This is a genomic window from Arthrobacter sp. Y3221159, from assembly GCF_059089885.1.
In genome coordinates, this window is sequence record NZ_JBNHFC010000005.1 from 34,953 (window position 1) to 54,425 (window position 19,473).

Consider the following 19,473-nt stretch of genomic DNA (forward strand, 5'->3'; position numbering starts at 1 on the left):
GAAAGGGCCAGCACATGTCCGCTCCGGCACCCACCCCGTCCACCTCCGCCCCCACCCGCATCGTCATCGCCGGAGCCGGCCCGGCCGCACAGGCCTTGGTCAGGCAGCTGGACCGGGCAAGCTTCGCCGGCACCATCACGGTCCTCAGCAGCCGGGACGACACGCCGGAGGAACTGCTGGAGCTGGCACTGCTCCCCCAGGTGTCGGTGCGGTTCGGCCAGCCGGCCAGCCACATCGACGCCGTGAACCGGACCGTGGCAACGGCCGACGGCCTGGAATTCTCCTACGACAACCTGGTGATAGCTACCGGATCATCCCCCGGCGCCAACCCCGTGGAGGGAGCGGCGCAGTGCCTGAGCTACTCCACCATCGACGACGCCGCACGCATTGCCGAGGCCGTGGGACAGGTGACCCGGGAGCTTGGCAGACGGCCGCTGGGGATCCTGGTGGGTAACGGGGCCGCCGCAGGCCAGGCTGAGGCCGTCCTGCGTGCCCGCGGCGTGCGGCCCATCCGCACCACCGCCCGCCCGGCCGCCGTCGTCCCCGGGCAGTCCGTGTCCGGGCTGGCTGCCTCCGCGGTGGTCTTCGAGGACGGCAGCAGCATGAGCGGCGACCTGGTGGTCCTGGCTGAAGAGCGGGTGGCACGGGACGGCCTCGCTGCCAGCGCGGGACTGCGGACCGCGGCGAGCGGAGGAATTGTCATCAGCCAGGACTTCCGGACGTCCGTCCCCGGCATTTGGGCCATCGGGGACGCCGCAGCGTACGACGGCGTCCGGCTGGGCCTGCTCGTGGCGGCAGCTTCCGCCGCGGGAGCCTGCGCCACGCAGCTTCTGGCCGCGGCCTCAACCGGGCCGGACCTGCAGGCAGCCGCCTGACCGGCCGCATCTTGCTGTTGCCCCGGCTGTGACAAGATGGTGCCGAACCGAGTTCCAGGACGTGCCGGGGCCCATAAGGCCCCCGGAAAGGACCATCATGAGCAACGAAGCCACCCCTTCCGTTCAGCCAGCCCCCGCTGATGCCGGGAGCATCGCCTCCTACATCGACCACACGCTGTTGAAGCCCGAAGCCTCCGAGGCCGACGTCCTGAAAGTGTGCGCCGAGGCTGCCGAATACGGCTTCAAGTCCGTGTGCGTGAACCCCATCTGGGTCAAGACCGTCAAGAATGCCCTGAAAGGCTCCGGCGTCCTCACCTGCTCCGTGGTCGGTTTCCCGCTGGGGGCCACACCCACCGACGTCAAGGCCTTCGAAGCCCGCGGCGCCGTGCTTGACGGCGCCGACGAGGTGGACATGGTTATCAACATTGCCGCCGCCCGTGCCGGCGACAAGGGTGCACTCATCGAGGACATCAGCGCTGTGGCGGAGGCGGTGCATGCCAGCGGCGCCATCCTGAAGGTGATCATTGAGACCGCCCTTCTCACGGAGGACCAGAAGGTCCTCGCCTGCCAGGCAGCCGTGGAAGCCGGCGCGGACTTCGTCAAGACTTCCACAGGGTTCAACGGTGGAGGTGCAACGGCCGAGGATATCGCCCTCATGCGCAGGACCGTGGGCCCGGACCTGGGCGTCAAGGCCTCCGGCGGCGTGCGCTCCCTGGCCGACGCTCAGGCTATGATTGCTGCTGGTGCAACACGTATTGGTGCCAGCTCCGGTATTGCCATCGTCAAGGGTGAACAGGGTTCAGCCGCCTACTGACGGCAGGCCGGACGCCGCCACAGATTGAGCCCTGCGGGGCCGAGGAGGAACGAAATTGTCCAGCAAGATTAACGCGTCCGGCCAGGACACATCGGACCAGCGCACGGTCCGGACCCCGCAGAACGAGAACAAGCTCTCCGGCAGCATTGTGCTGTTCGTGATCATCATGGCGCTGTTCTTCGGGGCGATCTACTCGCTGTCCTTCCTCACGCTCGGCAACCCCTGGCCGATGGCCGTCTGCCTGGTGCTGTTCGCCCTGGCGTTCTGGATCCCGCAGACCATTTGGGGCCGCTCGGACTCAGCGGGCGAACACTAAGAAGCTTCTTGTACGAAAAGGACCCCCGGACGCCCGTCCGGGGGTCCTTTTCGTGCGCTAGAACCAGAGCCTGGTCCAGGCCACGGCGGCATCGGCCATCCGCGTCCACTGGCTCTGCGCAATGGACCAGCCGGCCACCGTCATGCCCACCATGGCGTACGCGCTCACCGGGATCAGCACCAGCCACTCGCGCTTGGAGCCGGCCCGTCCCAGCAGCGGCAAGGACAGTGCCCCGTTGGGCCGCCACACGTACCGCAGCAGCGGGACCCTGCGCAGCGCCTTCGGGGGCCGGACCACCAGCGGCCACAGGAGCGGGACTCCCCCGGTGGTGATGAGGTCGCCCACGATGTGCACCACCACACCGATGAGCATGGACACGGGCAGCCAGGTCCACTGTTCCGGGGCATACACCGTGACCAGTCCGGCCATCGCCAGCGCGAAAGTCCAGTTGGTCAGGAACCCGCTCTTGGGAAAAAGCTTCAGGGCCTTCGCCGCGATGTTGATCAGGCACATGCACAGCAGGCCGGCACCAACGGACAGGAGCCCCCAGGGGGTCTCCAGCTGGAACCGGGACGCCAGCGCGGCCAGCAGGACGAAGACCCCCGCGCCCAGGATGGAATGCGTTCCCTGCCGGTGCCCGCCGCTGGCGTTCTCAATCCCGCGGGCAACCGCGTTGGACAGCGGCGGCAGGGACTGGGCCACCGTGCTGGAGCGGTGGTCCCAGTCGCAGACCAGTGCCGTTCCTGCAGTGGCCAGGCCGCCAATCAGGATGCCGGTTGGATCCAACGGGTACCAGCCCAGCGTGTAGGGGCCCGTGGAGGCAACAGCTACCCACGCCGCGGCTCCTGACGCGGCGTGGTGTCCTCCCATCACCCGTCAGGCCCCTGTCTGAGCAACGGGAACGGGCTGGTCGGAGAAGATGTTGCGGATGACGCCGTCCGCCCATCCCAGGATTTCCGCGTCCTGCAGGTCCCGGCCGCCGATGCGAGCGGTCTTTGGTTTGGGGATCAGCACCGCGTCCAGTGCGGGCTTGGACTGCGATCCCGGGTACATCCGGTTCAGGCGCATGACCTTGGACTCCGGCAACTGCGCGGGCGAGAACCTGATGAAGTTGCCCTGCAGCGCCACGTCGGACAACCCTGCCTCGCGGGCAGCCACCCGGAACCGGGCCACGGCCACCAGGTTCTGGGCCGGCAGCGGAAGCTCACCGTAGCGGTCCACCAGTTCGGCGAAGACCTCGTCGATCGCCTCGTTGGTCTGCGCTGCCGCCAGCTTGCGGTAGGCCTCAAGGCGCAGCCGTTCGCCCGGAACGTAGTCGTGCGGAAGGTGGGCATTGACCGGCAGCTCGATCTTCATCTCGGCAGCCTTCTCCTCGGCCTCGCCGCGGAAGTCCGCCACGGCCTCGCCCACCAGCCGGATGTAGAGGTCGAAGCCGACACCCTGGATGTGGCCGGACTGTTCGCCACCCAGCAGGTTGCCGGCACCGCGGATTTCCAGGTCCTTCATGGCCAGCTGCATGCCCGCGCCGAGCTCGTTGTGCGTTGCCACTGCCTTGAGGCGTTCCAGTGCCACCTCCCCCAGCGGCTTCTCGGACGGGTACAGGAAATAGGCGTAGGCACGCTCGCGGCCACGGCCCACGCGCCCGCGGAGCTGGTGGAGCTGGGATAGGCCGTACTTGTCCGCACCGTCCACGATCAGGGTGTTCGCGTTCGAGATATCCAGGCCCGTCTCGATGATGGTGGTACACACCAGGACGTCGAAGCGCCGCTCCCAGAAGTCCACGATGATCTGTTCCAGGCGGCTCTCGGACATCTTGCCGTGCGCCACCTCCACCCGGGCTTCCGGAACCAGCTCGCGGATCTTCGCCGCCGTCCGTTCAATGGTGGACACCCGGTTGTGGACCAGGAACACCTGGCCTTCGCGCATCAGCTCCCTGCGGATCGCGGCGGAGGTCTGCTTGTCCGTGTAGGGGCCCACATAGGTCAGCACGGGGTGGCGTTCCTCCGGCGGCGTGGCCAGGGTGGAGGTCTCCCGGATGCCGGTGAGCGACATCTCCAGTGTCCGGGGAATCGGGGTGGCGCTCATGGCAAGCACGTCCACATTGGTGCGCATCTTCTTCAGCGCCTCTTTATGCTCGACGCCGAACCGCTGCTCCTCGTCCACGATTACCAGTCCGAGGTCCTTGAACTCGAAGTCCTTGGACAGCAGCCGGTGCGTGCCGATCACAACGTCCACCGAGCCGTTCTTGACGCCTTCCGCCGTCTCCTTCGCTTCCTTGGAACCCTGGAACCGGGACAGCGGCTTGACGCGCAGCGGGAAGCCGGAGAACCGTTCGGTAAAGGTTTCGTAGTGCTGCTGGGCCAGGAGGGTGGTGGGCACCAGCACGGCCACCTGCTTGCCGTCCTGGACCGCCTTGAAGGCCGCCCTCACCGCGATCTCGGTCTTGCCGTAGCCCACGTCCCCGGACACCAGGCGGTCCATCGGGATCTCCCGCTCCATGTCCGCCTTGACCTCGTTGATGGTGGTCAACTGGTCCGGCGTCTCCACGTACGGGAAGGCTTCCTCCAGTTCCCGCTGCCACGGGGTATCCGGGCCGAAGGCGTGCCCGCGCGAGGCCATCCGCGCCGAGTACAGCCGGATCAGCTCCCCGGCGATCTCCTTGACGGCCTTGCGGGCCTTGGACTTGGTGCTCGCCCAGTCCGCGCCGCCCATCTTGCTCAGGACCGGGGTGTCCCCGCCCACGTAGCGGGTCACCTGGTCCAGCTGGTCAGTGGGCACGAACAGCCGGTCCCCCGGTGCGCCCCGCTTGGACGGCGCGTACTCCAGCACCAGGTACTCGCGTACGCCGTCGGCTCCGCCCGCCACCTTGCGCTGGATCAGCTCGACGAACCGGCCGATACCGTGCTGTTCGTGGACGACATGGTCCCCCGCCACCAGCTGCAGGGGGTCGACGGCGTTGCGCCGCTTGGACGGCATCCGCCGCATGTCCTTGGTGGAGGCTGCGGAGGTCCGGCCCAGCAGGTCGGCTTCCGTGAGCAGTCCCAGCTTCAGGCCGTCCAGGACAAAACCGCGTCCGACGGCGGCGGTGGTCACCTCGATGATCCCCGGCTGGGGCTCGTGGTCCAGGCTGTCCACCCGGGCGCAGGGGATATCGGCGTCGTGGAACAGTTCCGCCAGGCGCTGGGCGGGACCGGGACCTTCAGTGGCCACGACGATCCGCCACTGGTCGCGCACGTGCGAACCGATGAAGTCCATCATTTCCGCCACGTCGCCCTGGTAGCCGCGGGGCTCCCGTGCGTGCAGGTTCAGGACGTCGATCTCCGGGAGCAGTTCCGCGTCCTGGGCCAGCGAGGTGATGGACCACCAGGAGACGCCGTGCTCCAGCGCGGACGCACGGGTCTCGCCCAGCGAGCGGAAGCTCGCCGAGTGCAGGGCCGCCGACGCCTGCGAGCTGAGGTCCAAAGGCGCCGTCCCGCCGTCGGACGCCGTGGACCAGGCCGCCTCCAGGAATTCCTCGTTGGTGGCGGCGAGGTCGTGGGCGCGGGTGCGGACCTTCTCGGGCTCGATGACAACGGCAATGGAGTCGGCAGGAAGCTGGTCCACGAACGGGACCATGGCGTCCACCAGCACCGGCGCCAGCGATTCCATGCCCTCCACGGCGATGCCGCCGGCGATCTTCTCCAGCATGTCGGCGGCGGCCGGGAGCTGGGACTTGAGCGTCGCGGCGCGGGACATCACGGACGGGGTGATGAGGATTTCCCGGCAGGGCGGCGCATGCAGTTCGGTGGGGTGGTGGATCCCGGGGGCTGACAGCGAGCGCTGGTCGGCCACGGCGAACCAGCGCATCTGGTCCACCTCATCGCCAAAGAACTCCACGCGGATGGGGTGGTCCTCGGTGGGCGGGAACACGTCGATGATGCCGCCGCGGACGGCGAACTCGCCCCGGTGCGTCACCATGTCCACCCGGGCGTAGGCGGCATCGGCGAGGCTCCGCACCACGTCCGTGAACGGGATGTCCTGGCCCACCTTCAACGTGACCGGCACCAGGTCACCGAGTCCGGCCACCACGGGCTGGACCACGGCCCGGACGGGCGCCACCACCACCCGGAGCCGGCCCGCCGCCGAACTCTCCGGATGGGCCAGCCGGCGCAGGACGGCCAGCCGCCGTCCCACCGTGTCCGAACGCGGCGAGAGGCGCTCGTGCGGCAGCGTTTCCCAGCTGGGGAACTCGGCCACGGCACCCGCGGGCAGGTAGGCGCGAAGTGCCGCCGCCAGGTCCTCCGCCTCCCGGCCGGTGGCGGTGACGGCGAGGACCACGCCCGGCCCGCCGCCGTCGGACTCTTCTGGCCCGGAGGCCCTGAGGCCGTCGGACATCTCGGCGAGCAGCACGGGACGCAGCCCGGCGGGCGCGCTGATCTGGTAATCCTGGCCCCGGACGCTGAATCCCCTGGCGGCTTCCGCCCGGACGCGCGCGAACGTCTGGTCCTCGGCGAGGACGCGCCGCAGGCCATCCAGCGACGGGCCTGCAGTTGATTGGCCGGCGGCGGACGGGCCGGGAAGGCTCATGGCAGAAGCTCCTGTGGTGTTCAAGGGGATCGCAGGCAACGCGAAAACCCGAAATTCGCTGCGAATCCCGGGTAACCTCCAGCCTACCGCGCACCGGCGACATTCCGGGCCCCGGCAGTCACGGCAGCGGATCCTGCGCTTAGGCTGGCAGGGCCCACTCATTTACCGGGGCGGCCGTCCGGACAGGCCGCCGCTCCGAACTGCTGAGGACGAACAGGAGCGAGCATGACCGGAACCAATGCACCCCACATTCCCAAGACAGTCCTGGTTACGGGAGCCACCGGCTACATCGGCGGCCGGCTGGTGCCCCGGCTCCTTGAGGCAGGCCACACCGTCAAGGTGCTGGTCCGGTCCCCGGACAAGATTGCCGGGGTGCCGTGGCGGGGCAAGGTGGAGGTGGTGGAAAGCAGCCTGGACGACGGCGACGCGCTGCGGAAGGCGCTGGACGGCGTCGACGTCTTCTACTACCTGGTGCACTCCATGGCTGCCGGGGCGGGTTTCGAAGCCAAGGAGAAGGCGATGGCCGGCATCGCGGCCCAGGCGGCGGCTGATGCGGGGGTGGGCAGGATCGTGTACCTCGGCGGCCTGCATCCGCAGGGCGTGGAATTATCCACCCACATGCGGTCCAGGGAGGCAGTGGGCCAGGTGTTCCTGGACGGCCAGGTGGACGCCATTGTCTTCCAGGCGGGCGTGGTGATCGGCTCCGGCTCGGCGTCCTTCGAGATGATCCGGCACCTGTCCGAGACGCTGCCCCTGATGCCGGCGCCCAGCTGGGTCCGGAACCGGATCGAAGCGATCGCCGTCCGGGATGTCCTGTACTACCTGGTGGCCGCGGCATCCCTGGACGGGCCCATCAACCGGACCTTCGATATCGGCTGCCGCCAGGTGCTCACGTATGCGGCAATGATGAAGGAGTACGCCGCCGAAGCCGGCCTGCCCTACCGGGTTGTGCTGGCCCTGCCGGTCCCGGCCCCCAAGCTCGCCGGGATGTGGGTGGCGCTCACCACGCCCATCCCGCTGTCCATGGCTTTCCCCCTGGTCCAGTCCCTGCAGCACGACGCCATATCCGGCGAGCATGGCATCGACAGGTACATCCCCCAGCCCGACGGCGGGTTGACGCCGTACCGCACCGCCGTCGCGCTGGCTCTGGGCAAGGAACGGGACGGCCAGGTGGAAACCACCTGGGCAAATGCCGGAGTGGCGTCCGATCCCCTGCCGAGCGATCCCGACTGGTCCGGCCACACGGTCTACATCGACGAACGCACCTTCCACGGGGACGTGGACCCGGAACACCTGTGGACGATTATCGAGGGAATCGGCGGCCGGAACGGCTGGTACTCGCTCCCGCTTGCATGGCAGGTGCGCGGCTGGCTGGACAAGCTGACCGGCGGGGCCGGGCTCCTGCGCGGGCGCCGGCACCCCAAGATGCTGGCCGCCGGGGAGGTGGTGGACTGGTGGCGCGTGGAACGGATCGACCGCGGCAGGCTGCTCCGGCTGCGGGCCGAGATGCGGGCGCCCGGCCGGGCATGGCTGGAACTGTCCGTGGAACCCGACGGCGCCGGCAGCCTGTACCGGCAGCGGGCCATCTTCTTCCCCAAGGGACTCAGCGGCCGGCTCTACTGGCTGGCTGTCCTGCCGTTCCACGGCCTGATCTTCCCGGCGATGGCCCGGAACATCACCGGGGCGGCACAAAAGCTCATCGATGCGGAGCGGCCGGCCGGGACCCCGTAGGATGTCTTGAGTTAAATCCGTTCCCCAATGTCCCAGGAGGACCCATGGCCCTGAGCGCAACCACTTCCCTTCCGCACTCCGTCGACAGCGTGGCAGCTGTCCTGGTGAACGAGGACTTCCAGCGCCACGTCAGCCAGCTGGTGGGCGGAAACCTGGAATCTTTCACCGTGGACGGTGACGTCGCCGGCGCGTTCAACGCCACCTCGGTGCGCACCCTTCCCACCACCCGCCTGCCCGAATTTGCCCGCAAGTTCGTGGGTGAGCACCTGAAAGTGACCCAGGTGGAAAGCTGGAACGCCCCGGCGGAAGACGGCTCCCGCCAGAGCAACATCACCGTCAAGATCGCCGGCGCACCCGTGGACGTCACCGCCGTCCAGCGCCTGGTGGCCGAGGCCAGCGGAACCCGCGTTGAGCTCGAGGGCGAGGTCAAGTCCTCCGTGCCTTTCCTGGGCGGCAAGATCGCCGACGCTGCCGAGCCCATGGTGGCCAAGGCACTGAACCTGCAGGCACAGCAGGCGCAGGCCTGGCTGGAAAGCCACTAACCCGGTGGAACTGCCCGTTTTCGCGGCCCTGGTCCTGATTGTGGCCGGCGTCTGGTCCCTGGTGGTCTGGCCGCAGTTCCTGCGGCGGGTCATGAAGGATCCCCGGGCCCGGGACGCGGCCGGCAAGGCCACCAAGTTCCTCACCGTCCACGTGGTGCTGGTGAGCGTCTCCATGGTGCTCGGTGCCGCAACGGCACTCATCGGCATCATGGCACTGTTCGGCTGACCCTGCATGCCAAAAGGCTCTCCTCCCGGCGGGAGGAGAGCCTTTTCGCGTTTACGGTAGGTCAGGCTGCCTGGTTGAGGGCATCCTCGGCGGCCACCCAGGAGATCATCGCGCATTTCACGCGGGCTGCATAGCGGGCCACACCCTCGAACGCGGCGGCGTCCCCCAACAGTTCCGGATCCGCATGGACCTTCCCACGAGAGCGCAAAACCTCCCGGAAGCTGTCGATGACTTCATGCAGTTCCGCCACGGTCATGCCCTCGGCCAGTTCAGTGAGCACCGACGCCGAAGCCATCGAAATTGAGCAGCCGGCGCCGTCCCAGGAAACCTGGGCGATCCGTCCATCCTCCACGGCCAGGCGCAGCGTCACTTCATCCCCGCAGACCGGGTTGAGCTGGTGGGATTGGCCGGTGGATGCCCCCGCCGGGGCCTCGGTCGCGGCCAGGCCGCTGCCGTGCCGCGCCTTGGAGTGGTCGAGGATGATCTGCTGGTACAGCTGGTCAAGACTCATGGGTTTACCTTCTATCCTCGGGCTAGGCGCCGAAGTAGGCCCGCACGCCGGACACGGCATCCAGGAACTGGTCCACGTCGTCCGTGGTGTTGTACAGGTAGGTGCTTGCCCGGGTGGTGGCCGTCAGGCCCAGCCTGCGGTGCAACGGCTGGGCACAGTGGTGGCCAACGCGCACCGCGATTCCGCGCGAATCCAGGAACTGCCCTACATCGTGAGCGTGAACGCCCTCGACGTCGAACGCGGCCAGTCCGATCCGCTCCTTCCCGGCTTCGGGCCCCAGGACCCTGATCCCGGGGAGCGATTCCAGGCCTGCCACCATCCGTGCACCGAGTTCGGCCTCCCAGCGGTGGATCCGGTCCAGCCCGGTTTCTGTGAGGTAGTTGGCGGCGGCGGCCAGGGCCACCGCCTGGGAGATCCGCTGCGTACCGGCCTCAAAACGCTGGGGCGCAGGCAGGTACTCTGCCCGCTCCATGGTCACGGTGGTGATCATCGAACCGCCAGTGAGGAAGGGCGGCAGGATGTCCAGCAGTTCCTGCTTGCCGTAGAGGACGCCGATGCCCGTGGGGGCCAGCATCTTGTGCCCGGAGAAGACGGCGAAGTCCACGTCCAGGTCCTTGACCTTCAGCGGAAGGTGGGGTGCCGACTGGCACGCGTCCAGGACCACCAGTGCGCCGGCTGCCCGGGCAAGTGCAACGAGTTCGCGGACCGGGTTGATGGTCCCCAGGACGTTGGAGGCGTGGGTGAAGGCAAGCACCGTGGTCCGGCTGCCGATGATCTCCGCAGCCTGGTCCATCCTGAGGCTGCCGGCATCATCGATGGGGATGTAGCGGAGCGTGGCGCCGGTACGGAAAGCCAGTTCCTGCCACGGTATGAGGTTTGCGTGGTGCTCCATCTCGGTGACCACGATCTCGTCCCCGGGAACCAGCGCGAGATCCTTCAGTCCGGCATCGCCCCGGCCCTGCGAAGCCCAGAGCCCGGCGTTGGACAGCGCGTAGGAGATGAGGTTGAGGCCCTCGGTGGCGTTGGACGTCCAAATGGTCTCGGAGTAGTCGGCACCAACAAAGTCGGCCACGGTCTGCCGGGCGTCTTCAAAGGCCTCTGTGGCCTCCACAGCAAGATGGTGGGCGCCCCGGTGGACCGCGGCGTTCCGCTGCTCATAGAACTCCTGCTCGGCTTCCATGACGCTCACGGGGTTCTGCGAGGTGGCTCCCGAATCCAGGTAGACCAGGGGGCGTCCGTTGACGAGCTGGTGGAGGACCGGAAAGTCGTTCCGGATGCGCATCACTTCGGCGTTATCCATCACCGGCAGGGCCTGCTCCAGCGTGGCTGGCGTTGCTACTACGGCCAAAACGATCTCCTTGAGATGCCAACGGATGACACTCAATTGTCCCACAGCACGGCTGTGGCGGCCGCCCACGGGGGCAGCCGCCACAGCCGCTCCGGGCTTCGCCCGCGGAGCGGAGGGCCGGCGACGGCTGGGGGGAGAGTCTCGGTCTCAGAAGACTCTGACGCCGCCGGCCCCGTCTCGGCCCGGCCCCTGGGGGCCGGAAGTCGATAGAGGCTTTGATGTCCTGCAGGCAATCTCTGCGGCTTCCCTCCCGCCGCTCCTTTGCCTCCTTAAGTAAATCGTGCAGTAGCCCTCTGCACACGAGTAGGGTGTACTCGTTTTCCGCGGCAAGGAACTACTTGGGCAGCCGTGCCGGCCAGCAAGCCCCCGGGAGGGCTTCGTGTCCTGCATCGGAGGAACTTGTGGGAGCACCTGCCGGACGGCAGAGGGTGTCCCGAGTGACGGCGTCGCGGTACAGGCTGCACGGAGAAAAGCAGGTAGCAATGCCTACTTGGGCAGCGCGGACTCCAGTTCGTCCCTGCTCCGCACACCCAGCTTGACGTAGGTACGGTACAGGTGTCCTTCCACGGTCCGGACCGAAACCATGAGGCGCTGGGCTATCTCACGGTCGGTGAGGCCCTGGACCGCAAGCTCCACGATGTCCTGTTCCCGGCGGGTCAGGTGCACCGCGGGGGCTGCGGCGATAAAGCGTCCTTCGCGGAACCGTTCTCCCAGTTCGTGGTCGCACTTCTCCCGCTGGGCCACCGCCTGCCGGGACCGGCGGCGTTCCCCGGACTGCTCCAGTACTGTGCTGGCACGGGCGTACGCCTCGCGGGCAAGGTTGACGAAGCCGGACTCCTCCAGCGATGTGGCGGTTGCCATCAGGGCATCGCCGTCGGCAGCTTCCCAGCCGGTGGCCAGGGTCAGCATGGCAGCAGCCCAGCGTCCCTGCACGGCACCTGCAGTGTCCTTCACCATGGGGATTACCGAAGGATCCCCCAAATCCCAGCACACGGCCAGAAGCTCCAGCAGGTGGCCCGTCCGCCCGGCTGCTTCCGCGGCAGTCATCATGGTATGCAGCGAGGCGAGGCCCTTGCCGTCGTGGGCCAGGTATTCGCCGGCCGCGGCGGCATATGCGCCGGCCAGGAGGTCATGCTGCGGCCCACCCGTAACAGCATCCTTATAGTCCTGTTCCAGGCGCTTGGCCTGGGCCGCATCCCCCAGCCGCGCCGCGACGTAGAAACCAAGGGAAGACCCAAAGCGGAACAGGTGGAGCGGGTCATTGAGCCTCAGTGCCTCCACGGCCGGCAGCAGCAACTGGTACGCACGCTCCATCCGGCCCTGACGCAGCAGCGAGTAGCCCCTGAGCAACTGCAGGCTGCCGTCGAAGGTTGCCGCACCGGCGTCGTGGTGGGCGGCGTAGCTGTTCAGCTCGCGTTCCGCTGATTCCCATTCGCCCATGGTCAAGTAGTTGACCACCAGGCGGCCCAGCACGAATTCGGGAAAGAAAAACAGGCTGCCGTCCAGGGGCGGCAGTTCGGATGCGGCCAGGAGTGCGGCATCCAGGCCCTCGGCAGGGCGGCCGGCGGCCGTAAGCGCATGTGCCAGCAGCGCTTCACCAACGGCCGCCACGGGCTGGTGGCCGCCACCCAACGGACGGTCCCTGACGGTTTCCACGGCCGCTGCCAGCGCACGATAATCCACCTCCGACCCTGCCTTCAGCAACCGGAGAAGATCCTCCTGCCAGGTCCCGGTCCCCTCCCCCGGTGAGCCCGTTTGTTCCCGCACGTCCTCCGCGACGGCGGTCAGCTGGTGCCCCGCCGCCTGGTGTGCCGATATCCGCAGCAGCAGGACCGCCGGGCCCTGGGGATGGTCGGTGAGCTGGAGCCAGCATTGGTCGAGCAGGGCGGCCGCATCAGCGTAGGACCCCTCGTTGTACAGGGCTCGGGCCTGGACCGCCTGCGCCAGCGGCACGAGGTCCGGGGCATGCACCCTGGCCGCGATGGATCGCGCGCTGGGGTTGCGGTACCGGGACAACGCCTCGATGGCGGATTCGAGCATGTCGGCGTCAGGCACGCGCAGTCCGCATTCCAAAGCCCATTCCACAGACCGCAGCCGGCCTTCGCCACGGAGTACGGTGCCGTCCTGGTGGGCTCGGATTTTTTCCTGCAGCTGCAGGCTGCGCGACACGGAGATGGTGTTCCTGATGGCCTCGGCGAAAAGGCTGTTCCACAGGGAAAGTTCAGCCGGGACACCGGACGATTCCACCACCATCTGCTGGTCCAGCAGGGCACGGACCACCGGTGCCCCGCAGATATCCTCAATGACCTTCCTGCCAACGGGTCCGGCGAGGGCGATAAGTTTGAGTGCTTCCTGTTCTTCGGGCCGCCGCCGGAGGTGGTCCTTGGCCACCACCGCCGTCAGCCGGGCACCATCAGAGGGCAGGGCGCCCAGCAGGACCCAGATGCCGTTCCGCTTGGAGAGGATCCCTGCTTCGGCGGCATCGTGCAGCAGTGCATCCAGGAGGCGGGGATTGCCGCCGGATGCTTTCCAGGCCGCGTCAATGGTGGCCGCAGGAACTGTTCCCGCGAGGAGGTGCTCCAGGACCTCCTCGATCTGTTCCCGGTTCAGGGGCCGCAGGTCCACGCGCTCCGCAAGGCCGTCGTACCATAACTGGTCCAGCGGCTGCGGGAGTCCGGGCCGCGGCCTGGCCGCTGCCACCACTGTCGCCCAGCCGGCAGAAATCAGGTCCGCCAGCACGCCCGCAGAGGCCTCATCCAGCTGGTGGGCATCGTCCACCAGCAGCAGGACAGCATTGCCGTTTCCGGCTTGCAGCTTCTCGAAATACGTCCACATGGACCGCAGGACCGATACGGGCGAAACCGACTCCTCTGCGGTCAGGTCAGTCGTATAGGGGGTCAGCACACCAAATGGCACCGCTGCCAGCGCCGAGCTGCCATGGATCTGCAGGATGTTCAGCTCCCCCCTGAACCGCTCTGCGACCGTCTCTGTGAGCGAGGACTTGCCGATGCCTGGACCGGCCATGACGAAGACGGCCTGGCTGGTGCGGTTCCGGACAATGTTGCAGATCCTGTCCAGCGGCTCGCGGCGGCCGGTAAGTGCCCGCTGCGCCGCGCCGGGCTTATGTCCATTAGACGAGTCCAGTCAGATCACCCCTGGAAGTTACGCCGAGCTTCGTGAACACCTGGTAGAGGTGCCCCTCAACAGTCCGGACTGACACGCCCATCTCCAGGGCGATGTCGCGGTTCGACGCACCCCGGCCGGCCAGTCGCGCGATCTGGCGCTCCCTGCTGGTGAGCAGCGGGCTGCCGCTGCTGGGTACGATCGGCAGGTTGGTCACTGTGGCGGCCAGGATGTCCAGGCGGGCCTGGGCGGTCCGGGCGGACATCGAGTCGCCGTCCTGCCGTGCGAAGTCCACGGCGAGGGCCATGCACCGGGCCTCGACGGCGTCCAGTTCCAAGGTGGCGGCGAGCTCTCCGCCGGCGAGGAGTACCTTGGCGTCCTTGGTGCGACTGCCCAGCGCTATCAGCCGCGACACCTCTGCCAGCGGTCCCTGCCGGTGGTCTGCGATCTCCTCCAGAAGCCGGAAGTCGGCGTCGCTCCCGTTCACGGTAGCCGCAAGGAGCTCCACCCCTGCAACCGTGTACCGCCCTGCATCCATGTTCCGGCGGGCCGATTGCTTGAGCTTGCTGACGGCGTCGGGGTCGTTCAGCCAGCGCCCCGTCACCAGGGCACAGAAATCGATAAGGCTGTCGGTGGCGAAACCGGATACGCCCGAGACCCGTTGCAGCTTGGCGAGGTACTTCCTGGCCTGGACCACGTTGCCGATCTGCGCATGGGCCAGGGCTGTGGCCGAGTATGCGAACCGGAGCGCAGTCTGCACAGGCTGCAGTTCCAGCTGCGCGGCCGCGGACATCAGGGGATCGAGGGCGGCCGCGCCACGGCCGGAATAGACGTAGGCGATTCCGGCGGCCAGTTCGGCTGCGGCGCTGCCGTACGGCAGCCGGGATGGTTCCTCGGCGTTTTGCGTGCCCAGAAGATCGATGCACCGCCGCCACTGCCCTGCCATCAGCAGCACCAGGTAGGCCTCCCGGTTATACCGCTCGCGCAGGCCCACAACATGGGAGGCATCGCTGATCTGCCCGCCGAGCTGCCGCATCAGGCTCAGGGCATCCATCTCCCGCCCGGTCAATGCCAGGGCCGTCATCAGGATGATGGCGGCATTCATGCGGTATTCGGCGTCGGGATTCGTTGCCTGGTCCGCGGCGGACTCAAGTTCGGGAATCAACGCCGCGTAGTCGCCCACGAACGCCCGGTATTCGAACTCCGTCAGGGCAACGCGGTTTAGCGCCGCCGCGCCCGGTTCAGGCCAGAATGCACCGTTTCCGGCAGGCGCCAGCCGTTCCCGTGCCTCCGCGAGGAGGGTGGGCACCTTTCCTGCCTGGTCCGGAAGCCGCATCATCACCTGGGCCTTGGCCGCCACCAGATGGGCGTATTCCTCGACGTCGTCCAGTGCATCGATTTCCGGCCGGGTCATCTCGTCCAGCGCTGACAAGGCCTGTACCGGCATATCCAGCTGGAGGTATGCGGCAGCTTTCTGCCGCTGGGCCGCTACCCACTGGGGGTCCGTCCGCTTCAGCATGTCAGCGTACGTGAGGGCAAACTTGGGATCGAACAGCTGGACCGCTGCTTCCGCGGCCGCGAGGGCGAAGGCTGGACTCAGCTCAGCCTCGCACTCGTGCGTCCAGGCCGCGAAGGCCATCAGCTCATCGACCGTCATGCCTGCGGGATCGGGTTCCTCGCCGCCAATCAGGACGCTGCGCAGTTCCCGGCGCCGGGCGATGCTCAACCAGGTCCGCACGACGTCGCCAATGTACTTTTCGCGCAGCGACACCCAGCGGTGGTCGGAGTCGTCAATCTCGAGTAGGCCGCCGTCTTCCATGTCGGCCACCACGTCGGCACTGTAGATGGAGGTCAGGCGGGACAGTTCCACCCGCCGTGCGCAAGAGAGCATCTCAATGACTTCCCGGGTTTCCGGGGTTTCCCGTGACCAGCGGGACCTTACGATGTCATCGAGGCTGGCGGCGCCGTCGAGCACCACCTTGTCGCGCAGGGTCCAGACGGAATCGGACAGGACCAGGTTTCCGGACAGCTGCTGCTCCGTGACCAGGGCCTTGAGCAGGAGCGGGTTGCCGCCCACCATACGGTGGTAGGTGTTGACCAGGGAGGCAGACACCCGGTGGCCCAGCAGGGACAGCAGGACCTGGCGGGTTTGCAGCTCGTTGAGGTTGCTGAGCCGCACCTCCGTCAGCCGGTGGTCCGTGAGCAGCCAGTGGAAGTCGGCCGGAAGGTCGCTGATGCCGGGTGCCACAGCGATGATTTTGGCGGTACCGGTCAGGAGCACGTTCAACAGCACTCCGGCGCTCATATCGTCGATGCTGCCGGCGGTGTCGAGCGTGATGATGCAGGGCCTGCCTGCGGCGTCGCTGCGGATCAGTGACGTGATGCCGCGGAGGATGGCTGTGGGCGACCCCATGTAGGCCTGCGGGAGCCGCGCCAGCAGGAAGGACAGACACCCGTAGGGGGTGGCGGATCCGGCGGGGCCATTGCGGAGCTGCAATGACCAGACGTCCGGGCCAAGGTCGGCCACTGCCGCGCGGGCGAGGGAGGACTTACCCACACCCCGACTGCCGGTGATGACGGCTCCCAGGGAGTTTTCGCTGGTCAGAGCCGTGTGGATGGTTTCGAGATTGGCGCTCCGGGCAGGCGCGGACCATTGCTGTTCCGGCGTTACTGGGGCATGGGTGTGCACTGCGTCGTGAGGTGTTGACCCACGTCCCCAGCTGAGTGGCTCGATTGACATGAACTTATCCCCTACATCCCCGATAGCGGGTTGTAGCCCCATTGCTCCCCCGCATAGCAAGAAGAGTACCCTGTGGCACCCACAGGGAAACAGGTTGAAACGGGTTTAAGTTTCTAAGTTGCTACTGCCCGGTCTTCGCGGGATGGAACTTCTGCTGCGCTGCCGTAAGCCCCTCGCGCAGCAACGCCTCCACGGCATCCGCCGCTTCATCGAGCAGGAACGGCAGTTCCTTGAGTTCGGCGGAGCCGAAGTCCCGCAACACGTAGTCGGCGGTGTCCATCCTGCCGGGAGGCCGCCCCACTCCCACGCGGACCCTCAGGTAATCCTTCGTGGCCAGCGCTTTCGAGATGTCGCGCAGCCCGTTGTGTCCGCCTTCGCCGCCGCCGATCTTGAGCTTTACCGTATTAAAAGGGATGTCGATTTCGTCGTGGACGGCCACCACGTGGTCAGGCGTGACGCCGTAGAAATTGGCCAGCGCCGACACCGGGCCGCCGGAAACATTCATGTAGGTCAGCGGTTTTGCCAGGACAACCCGGGGTCCGCCAATCCCCAGCCGCCCCTCCAGCACCTGGGCTCGCGCCTTGTGCGTCTTGAACCCGGCACCGATCCGGCCTGCCAGTTCATCGAGCACCATCTGGCCGACGTTGTGCCTGTTGCCTTGGTACTGGACTCCGGGGTTTCCGAGGCCGACGATCAGCCAGGTGTCAGTCATGGGTCAATCCTAGGGTGGGCTAATTGGGACAAGCCGCAGGCCAGCGGCGGTGGACATGGCAGTGGCCGGACCCCACAGGGATCCGGCCACTGGCAAGGGCATGCCGGGTGATTACTCGGCTGCTGCTTCGGCGGCTTCGGAAGCTTCGCCGGAAACAGCCTCGCCGCCTTCGGTGGCGGTCTCTTCCTCGGTTGCCACGGCCTCAGAGATGTTCACGACGAGCGCCTCGGCGTCGGTCAGCAGGGCGGAACCCTTGGGCAGGACCAGATCGGAAGCGTGGATGTGCTCGCCAGCGCCGCGGCCTTCGATGGAGACCTCGACGGCGTCGGGCAGGTGGGTCGCCTCGGCCTCGAGGGACACCACGGTCAGTTCGAGGTTGTGGACCGTGCCCGGGGCGGTTTCGCCGGTGACGTGGACCGGAACGTCCACGGTGACCTTCTCGCCCTGGCGGACGGTCAGGAGGTCGATGTGCTCGATGATCTGCTTGATCGGGTCGCGCTGGATGTCCTTGACCAGGGCCAGGTGGCCTTCGCCGTTGACGTCCAGGGACAGCAGGGCGTTCGGGGTGCGGACGGCCAGGGTGGTGGCCTTGGCGGGCAGGGTGATGTGGAGGGGCTCTGCGCCGTGGCCGTAGATGACGGCGGGGATCAGGTTGGCCATCCGGGCGCGGCGGGCGTAGCCCTTGCCGAATTCGGTGCGCAGTTCTGCTGCGAGCTTCTGCTCAGACATGGATATCTCCTTGAAGACTAAACGGTGTTCAGCAAGGGCGGAGGTCTGGTGCGACCTTCAACGCCGGGCGGCCGGAAGCCGGCCCTTCAAGAAGGCGCCCTTCATTGGAAGGGCAGATCAGACCCAGTCGATAACGGAGACTGCAGGCCGTTGTCAGGCATACACCCAACCGGCTGCTCTCCCTCGCCAAGGTATCGGGGATAAGCCTACCAGCGGCGGGCCGGTTTCCTTAAACCGGGACCGCCGCGGCAAAGGGCTTTAGGCGTTGCCGTCGAACAGGCTGGTGACGGAACCGTCGTCGAACACTTCGCGGACTGCGCGCGCAATCAGCGGTGCGATGGACAGCACGGTCAACTGCGGGAACCGCTGGGACGCCGAGAGCGGAAGCGTATTGGTGACCACCACTTCGCGGGCGCCGGAATCGGAAAGCCGCTGGGCGGCCGGCTCGGAGAAGACAGCGTGCGTGGCGGCGATGATAACGTCCTTGGCGCCGGCGTTCTTCAGCACCTGGACGGCGCCGGAGATGGTTCCGCCGGTGTCGATCATGTCGTCGATAAGGACGCAGGTGCGTCCCTCGATCTGGCCCACAACGGTCTTGGACACGGCCTGGTTGGGAACGGTCAGGTCGCGGCTCTTGTGCACGAACGCGAGGGGCGCGCCGCCCAGGCGCTCGGCCCACTGCTCCGCCACCCGGACGCGTCCGGTGTCCGGCGAAACGACCGTGATGTTGTCAGCGTCCACCCGGGTGCGGATGTAGTCGGCGAGCAGCGGGATGGCCATCAGGTGGTCCACCGGACCGTCGAAGAAGCCTTGGATCTGGGCGGTGTGCAGGTCAACGCTCATGATGCGGTCGGCGCCGGCGGTCTTGTACATGTCGGCCACCAGGCGGGCGGAGATGGGCTCGCGGCCGCGGCCCTTCTTGTCCTGCCGGGAGTACGGATAGAAGGGCGACACCACCGTGATCCGCTTGGCGGAGGCACGCTTCAGCGAATCGATCATGATCAGCTGTTCCATCAGGTGGTTGTTCAGCGGGGCCGGGTGCGCCTGGATGACGAAGGCGTCAGTGCCGCGGACGCTTTCGCCCGCGCGGACGTAGATCTCACCGTTGGCGAAATCGTAGGCGTCCACCGGGAGGAGGTCGGTTCCAAGCTCCTTGGCGATTTCCCGGGCAAGCTCCGGGTGTGCCCGCCCGGTGGCGAGCACCAGCTTCTTCTCGCCGTGCGCCGTAATTTCGCTCATT

Annotated in this window: 15 protein-coding genes; 6 read left to right on the forward strand and 9 right to left on the reverse strand. The window is 67.3% G+C overall.

The window, feature by feature from the left end; all coding sequences use genetic code 11:
* The first annotated feature begins 14 nt into the window (after positions 1–14).
* The 3 genes from AC5RT3_RS06700 to AC5RT3_RS06710 all read left to right on the forward strand — a co-directional run bounded on the left by AC5RT3_RS06700 (position 15) and on the right by AC5RT3_RS06710 (position 2,005).
* The gene (locus tag AC5RT3_RS06700) at positions 15–875 is read left to right on the forward strand and encodes an FAD-dependent oxidoreductase (protein WP_494123811.1); all 861 of its coding nucleotides are present in this window, start codon (positions 15–17) and stop codon (positions 873–875) included.
* Positions 876–972: 97 nt separating this feature from the next.
* Positions 973–1,689 (forward strand): deoxyribose-phosphate aldolase, encoded by a 717-nt coding sequence (gene deoC / locus AC5RT3_RS06705; RefSeq protein ID WP_494051461.1) that lies wholly within the window; start codon positions 973–975, stop codon positions 1,687–1,689.
* A 55-nt stretch (positions 1,690–1,744) separates the two neighbouring features.
* Entirely contained in the window at positions 1,745–2,005 is a 261-nt protein-coding gene (locus AC5RT3_RS06710) for a hypothetical protein (protein ID WP_494010577.1), read from the forward strand.
* 57 nt (positions 2,006–2,062) lie between these two features.
* On the opposite strand, the gene AC5RT3_RS06715 is transcribed toward AC5RT3_RS06710, so the two are convergent.
* On the reverse strand, positions 2,063–2,875 hold the full coding sequence (locus tag AC5RT3_RS06715; protein WP_494123812.1) for a metal-dependent hydrolase: 813 nt from the start codon (positions 2,873–2,875) through the stop codon (positions 2,063–2,065).
* A gap of 6 nt (positions 2,876–2,881) precedes the next feature.
* Positions 2,882–6,571, reverse strand: coding sequence for a transcription-repair coupling factor (gene mfd, locus AC5RT3_RS06720; RefSeq protein WP_494123813.1), 3,690 nt, complete (start codon positions 6,569–6,571; stop codon positions 2,882–2,884).
* Between the two features lie 225 nt (positions 6,572–6,796).
* Between mfd and AC5RT3_RS06725 the strand changes: the two genes are divergently transcribed.
* The 3 genes from AC5RT3_RS06725 to AC5RT3_RS06735 are packed head-to-tail and all read left to right on the forward strand — an operon-like array spanning position 6,797 to position 9,070.
* Complete coding sequence (locus tag AC5RT3_RS06725) at positions 6,797–8,302, forward strand: SDR family oxidoreductase (RefSeq protein ID WP_494123814.1); 1,506 nt, start codon at positions 6,797–6,799, stop codon at positions 8,300–8,302.
* 44 nt (positions 8,303–8,346) lie between these two features.
* A complete protein-coding gene (locus AC5RT3_RS06730) occupies positions 8,347–8,844 on the forward strand; it encodes a DUF2505 domain-containing protein (RefSeq protein ID WP_494010580.1) in 498 nt (165 codons plus the stop codon).
* 4 nt (positions 8,845–8,848) lie between these two features.
* On the forward strand, positions 8,849–9,070 hold the full coding sequence (locus tag AC5RT3_RS06735) for an SCO4848 family membrane protein (RefSeq protein ID WP_494051458.1): 222 nt from the start codon (positions 8,849–8,851) through the stop codon (positions 9,068–9,070).
* Between the two features lie 61 nt (positions 9,071–9,131).
* Here AC5RT3_RS06735 and sufU read toward each other — a convergent pair whose 3' ends face one another.
* From sufU to AC5RT3_RS06770, 7 genes are all read right to left on the reverse strand, one after another.
* On the reverse strand, positions 9,132–9,581 hold the full coding sequence (gene sufU, locus AC5RT3_RS06740) for a Fe-S cluster assembly sulfur transfer protein SufU (RefSeq protein ID WP_494051457.1): 450 nt from the start codon (positions 9,579–9,581) through the stop codon (positions 9,132–9,134).
* A gap of 22 nt (positions 9,582–9,603) precedes the next feature.
* A complete protein-coding gene (locus AC5RT3_RS06745; protein WP_494051456.1) occupies positions 9,604–10,929 on the reverse strand; it encodes a SufS family cysteine desulfurase in 1,326 nt (441 codons plus the stop codon).
* A gap of 486 nt (positions 10,930–11,415) precedes the next feature.
* Positions 11,416–13,953, reverse strand: a complete 2,538-nt coding sequence (locus AC5RT3_RS06750) for a LuxR C-terminal-related transcriptional regulator (protein ID WP_494123815.1) — start codon at positions 13,951–13,953, stop codon at positions 11,416–11,418.
* 106 nt (positions 13,954–14,059) lie between these two features.
* Positions 14,060–16,792: a helix-turn-helix transcriptional regulator gene (locus AC5RT3_RS06755; RefSeq protein ID WP_494051454.1), complete on the reverse strand. Its 2,733-nt coding sequence runs from the start codon at positions 16,790–16,792 to the stop codon at positions 14,060–14,062.
* Between the two features lie 121 nt (positions 16,793–16,913).
* Complete coding sequence (gene pth, locus AC5RT3_RS06760) at positions 16,914–17,504, reverse strand: aminoacyl-tRNA hydrolase (protein ID WP_494010586.1); 591 nt, start codon at positions 17,502–17,504, stop codon at positions 16,914–16,916.
* Positions 17,505–17,615: 111 nt separating this feature from the next.
* A complete protein-coding gene (locus AC5RT3_RS06765) occupies positions 17,616–18,233 on the reverse strand; it encodes a 50S ribosomal protein L25/general stress protein Ctc (RefSeq protein WP_494051453.1) in 618 nt (205 codons plus the stop codon).
* A 258-nt stretch (positions 18,234–18,491) separates the two neighbouring features.
* A complete protein-coding gene (locus tag AC5RT3_RS06770) occupies positions 18,492–19,472 on the reverse strand; it encodes a ribose-phosphate diphosphokinase (protein ID WP_009356261.1) in 981 nt (326 codons plus the stop codon).
* Between the last annotated feature and the right edge of the window lies 1 nt (position 19,473).

Excerpts from the sequence above, each read along its gene's own strand:
- AC5RT3_RS06700 (WP_494123811.1), top strand. The coding sequence starts at position 15 with ATGTCCGCTCCGGCACCCACCCCGTCCACCTCCGCCCCCACCCGCATC.
- deoC (WP_494051461.1), top strand. The coding sequence starts at position 973 with ATGAGCAACGAAGCCACCCCTTCCGTTCAGCCAGCCCCCGCTGATGCC.
- AC5RT3_RS06715 (WP_494123812.1), bottom strand. The coding sequence starts at position 2,875 with ATGGGAGGACACCACGCCGCGTCAGGAGCCGCGGCGTGGGTAGCTGTT.
- mfd (WP_494123813.1), bottom strand. The coding sequence starts at position 6,571 with ATGAGCCTTCCCGGCCCGTCCGCCGCCGGCCAATCAACTGCAGGCCCG.
- AC5RT3_RS06725 (WP_494123814.1), top strand. The coding sequence starts at position 6,797 with ATGACCGGAACCAATGCACCCCACATTCCCAAGACAGTCCTGGTTACG.
- AC5RT3_RS06730 (WP_494010580.1), top strand. The coding sequence starts at position 8,347 with ATGGCCCTGAGCGCAACCACTTCCCTTCCGCACTCCGTCGACAGCGTG.
- sufU (WP_494051457.1), bottom strand. The coding sequence starts at position 9,581 with ATGAGTCTTGACCAGCTGTACCAGCAGATCATCCTCGACCACTCCAAG.
- AC5RT3_RS06750 (WP_494123815.1), bottom strand. The coding sequence starts at position 13,953 with ATGGCCGGTCCAGGCATCGGCAAGTCCTCGCTCACAGAGACGGTCGCA.
- AC5RT3_RS06755 (WP_494051454.1), bottom strand. The coding sequence starts at position 16,792 with ATGTCAATCGAGCCACTCAGCTGGGGACGTGGGTCAACACCTCACGAC.
- pth (WP_494010586.1), bottom strand. The coding sequence starts at position 17,504 with ATGACTGACACCTGGCTGATCGTCGGCCTCGGAAACCCCGGAGTCCAG.
- AC5RT3_RS06765 (WP_494051453.1), bottom strand. The coding sequence starts at position 18,233 with ATGTCTGAGCAGAAGCTCGCAGCAGAACTGCGCACCGAATTCGGCAAG.
- AC5RT3_RS06770 (WP_009356261.1), bottom strand. The coding sequence starts at position 19,472 with ATGAGCGAAATTACGGCGCACGGCGAGAAGAAGCTGGTGCTCGCCACC.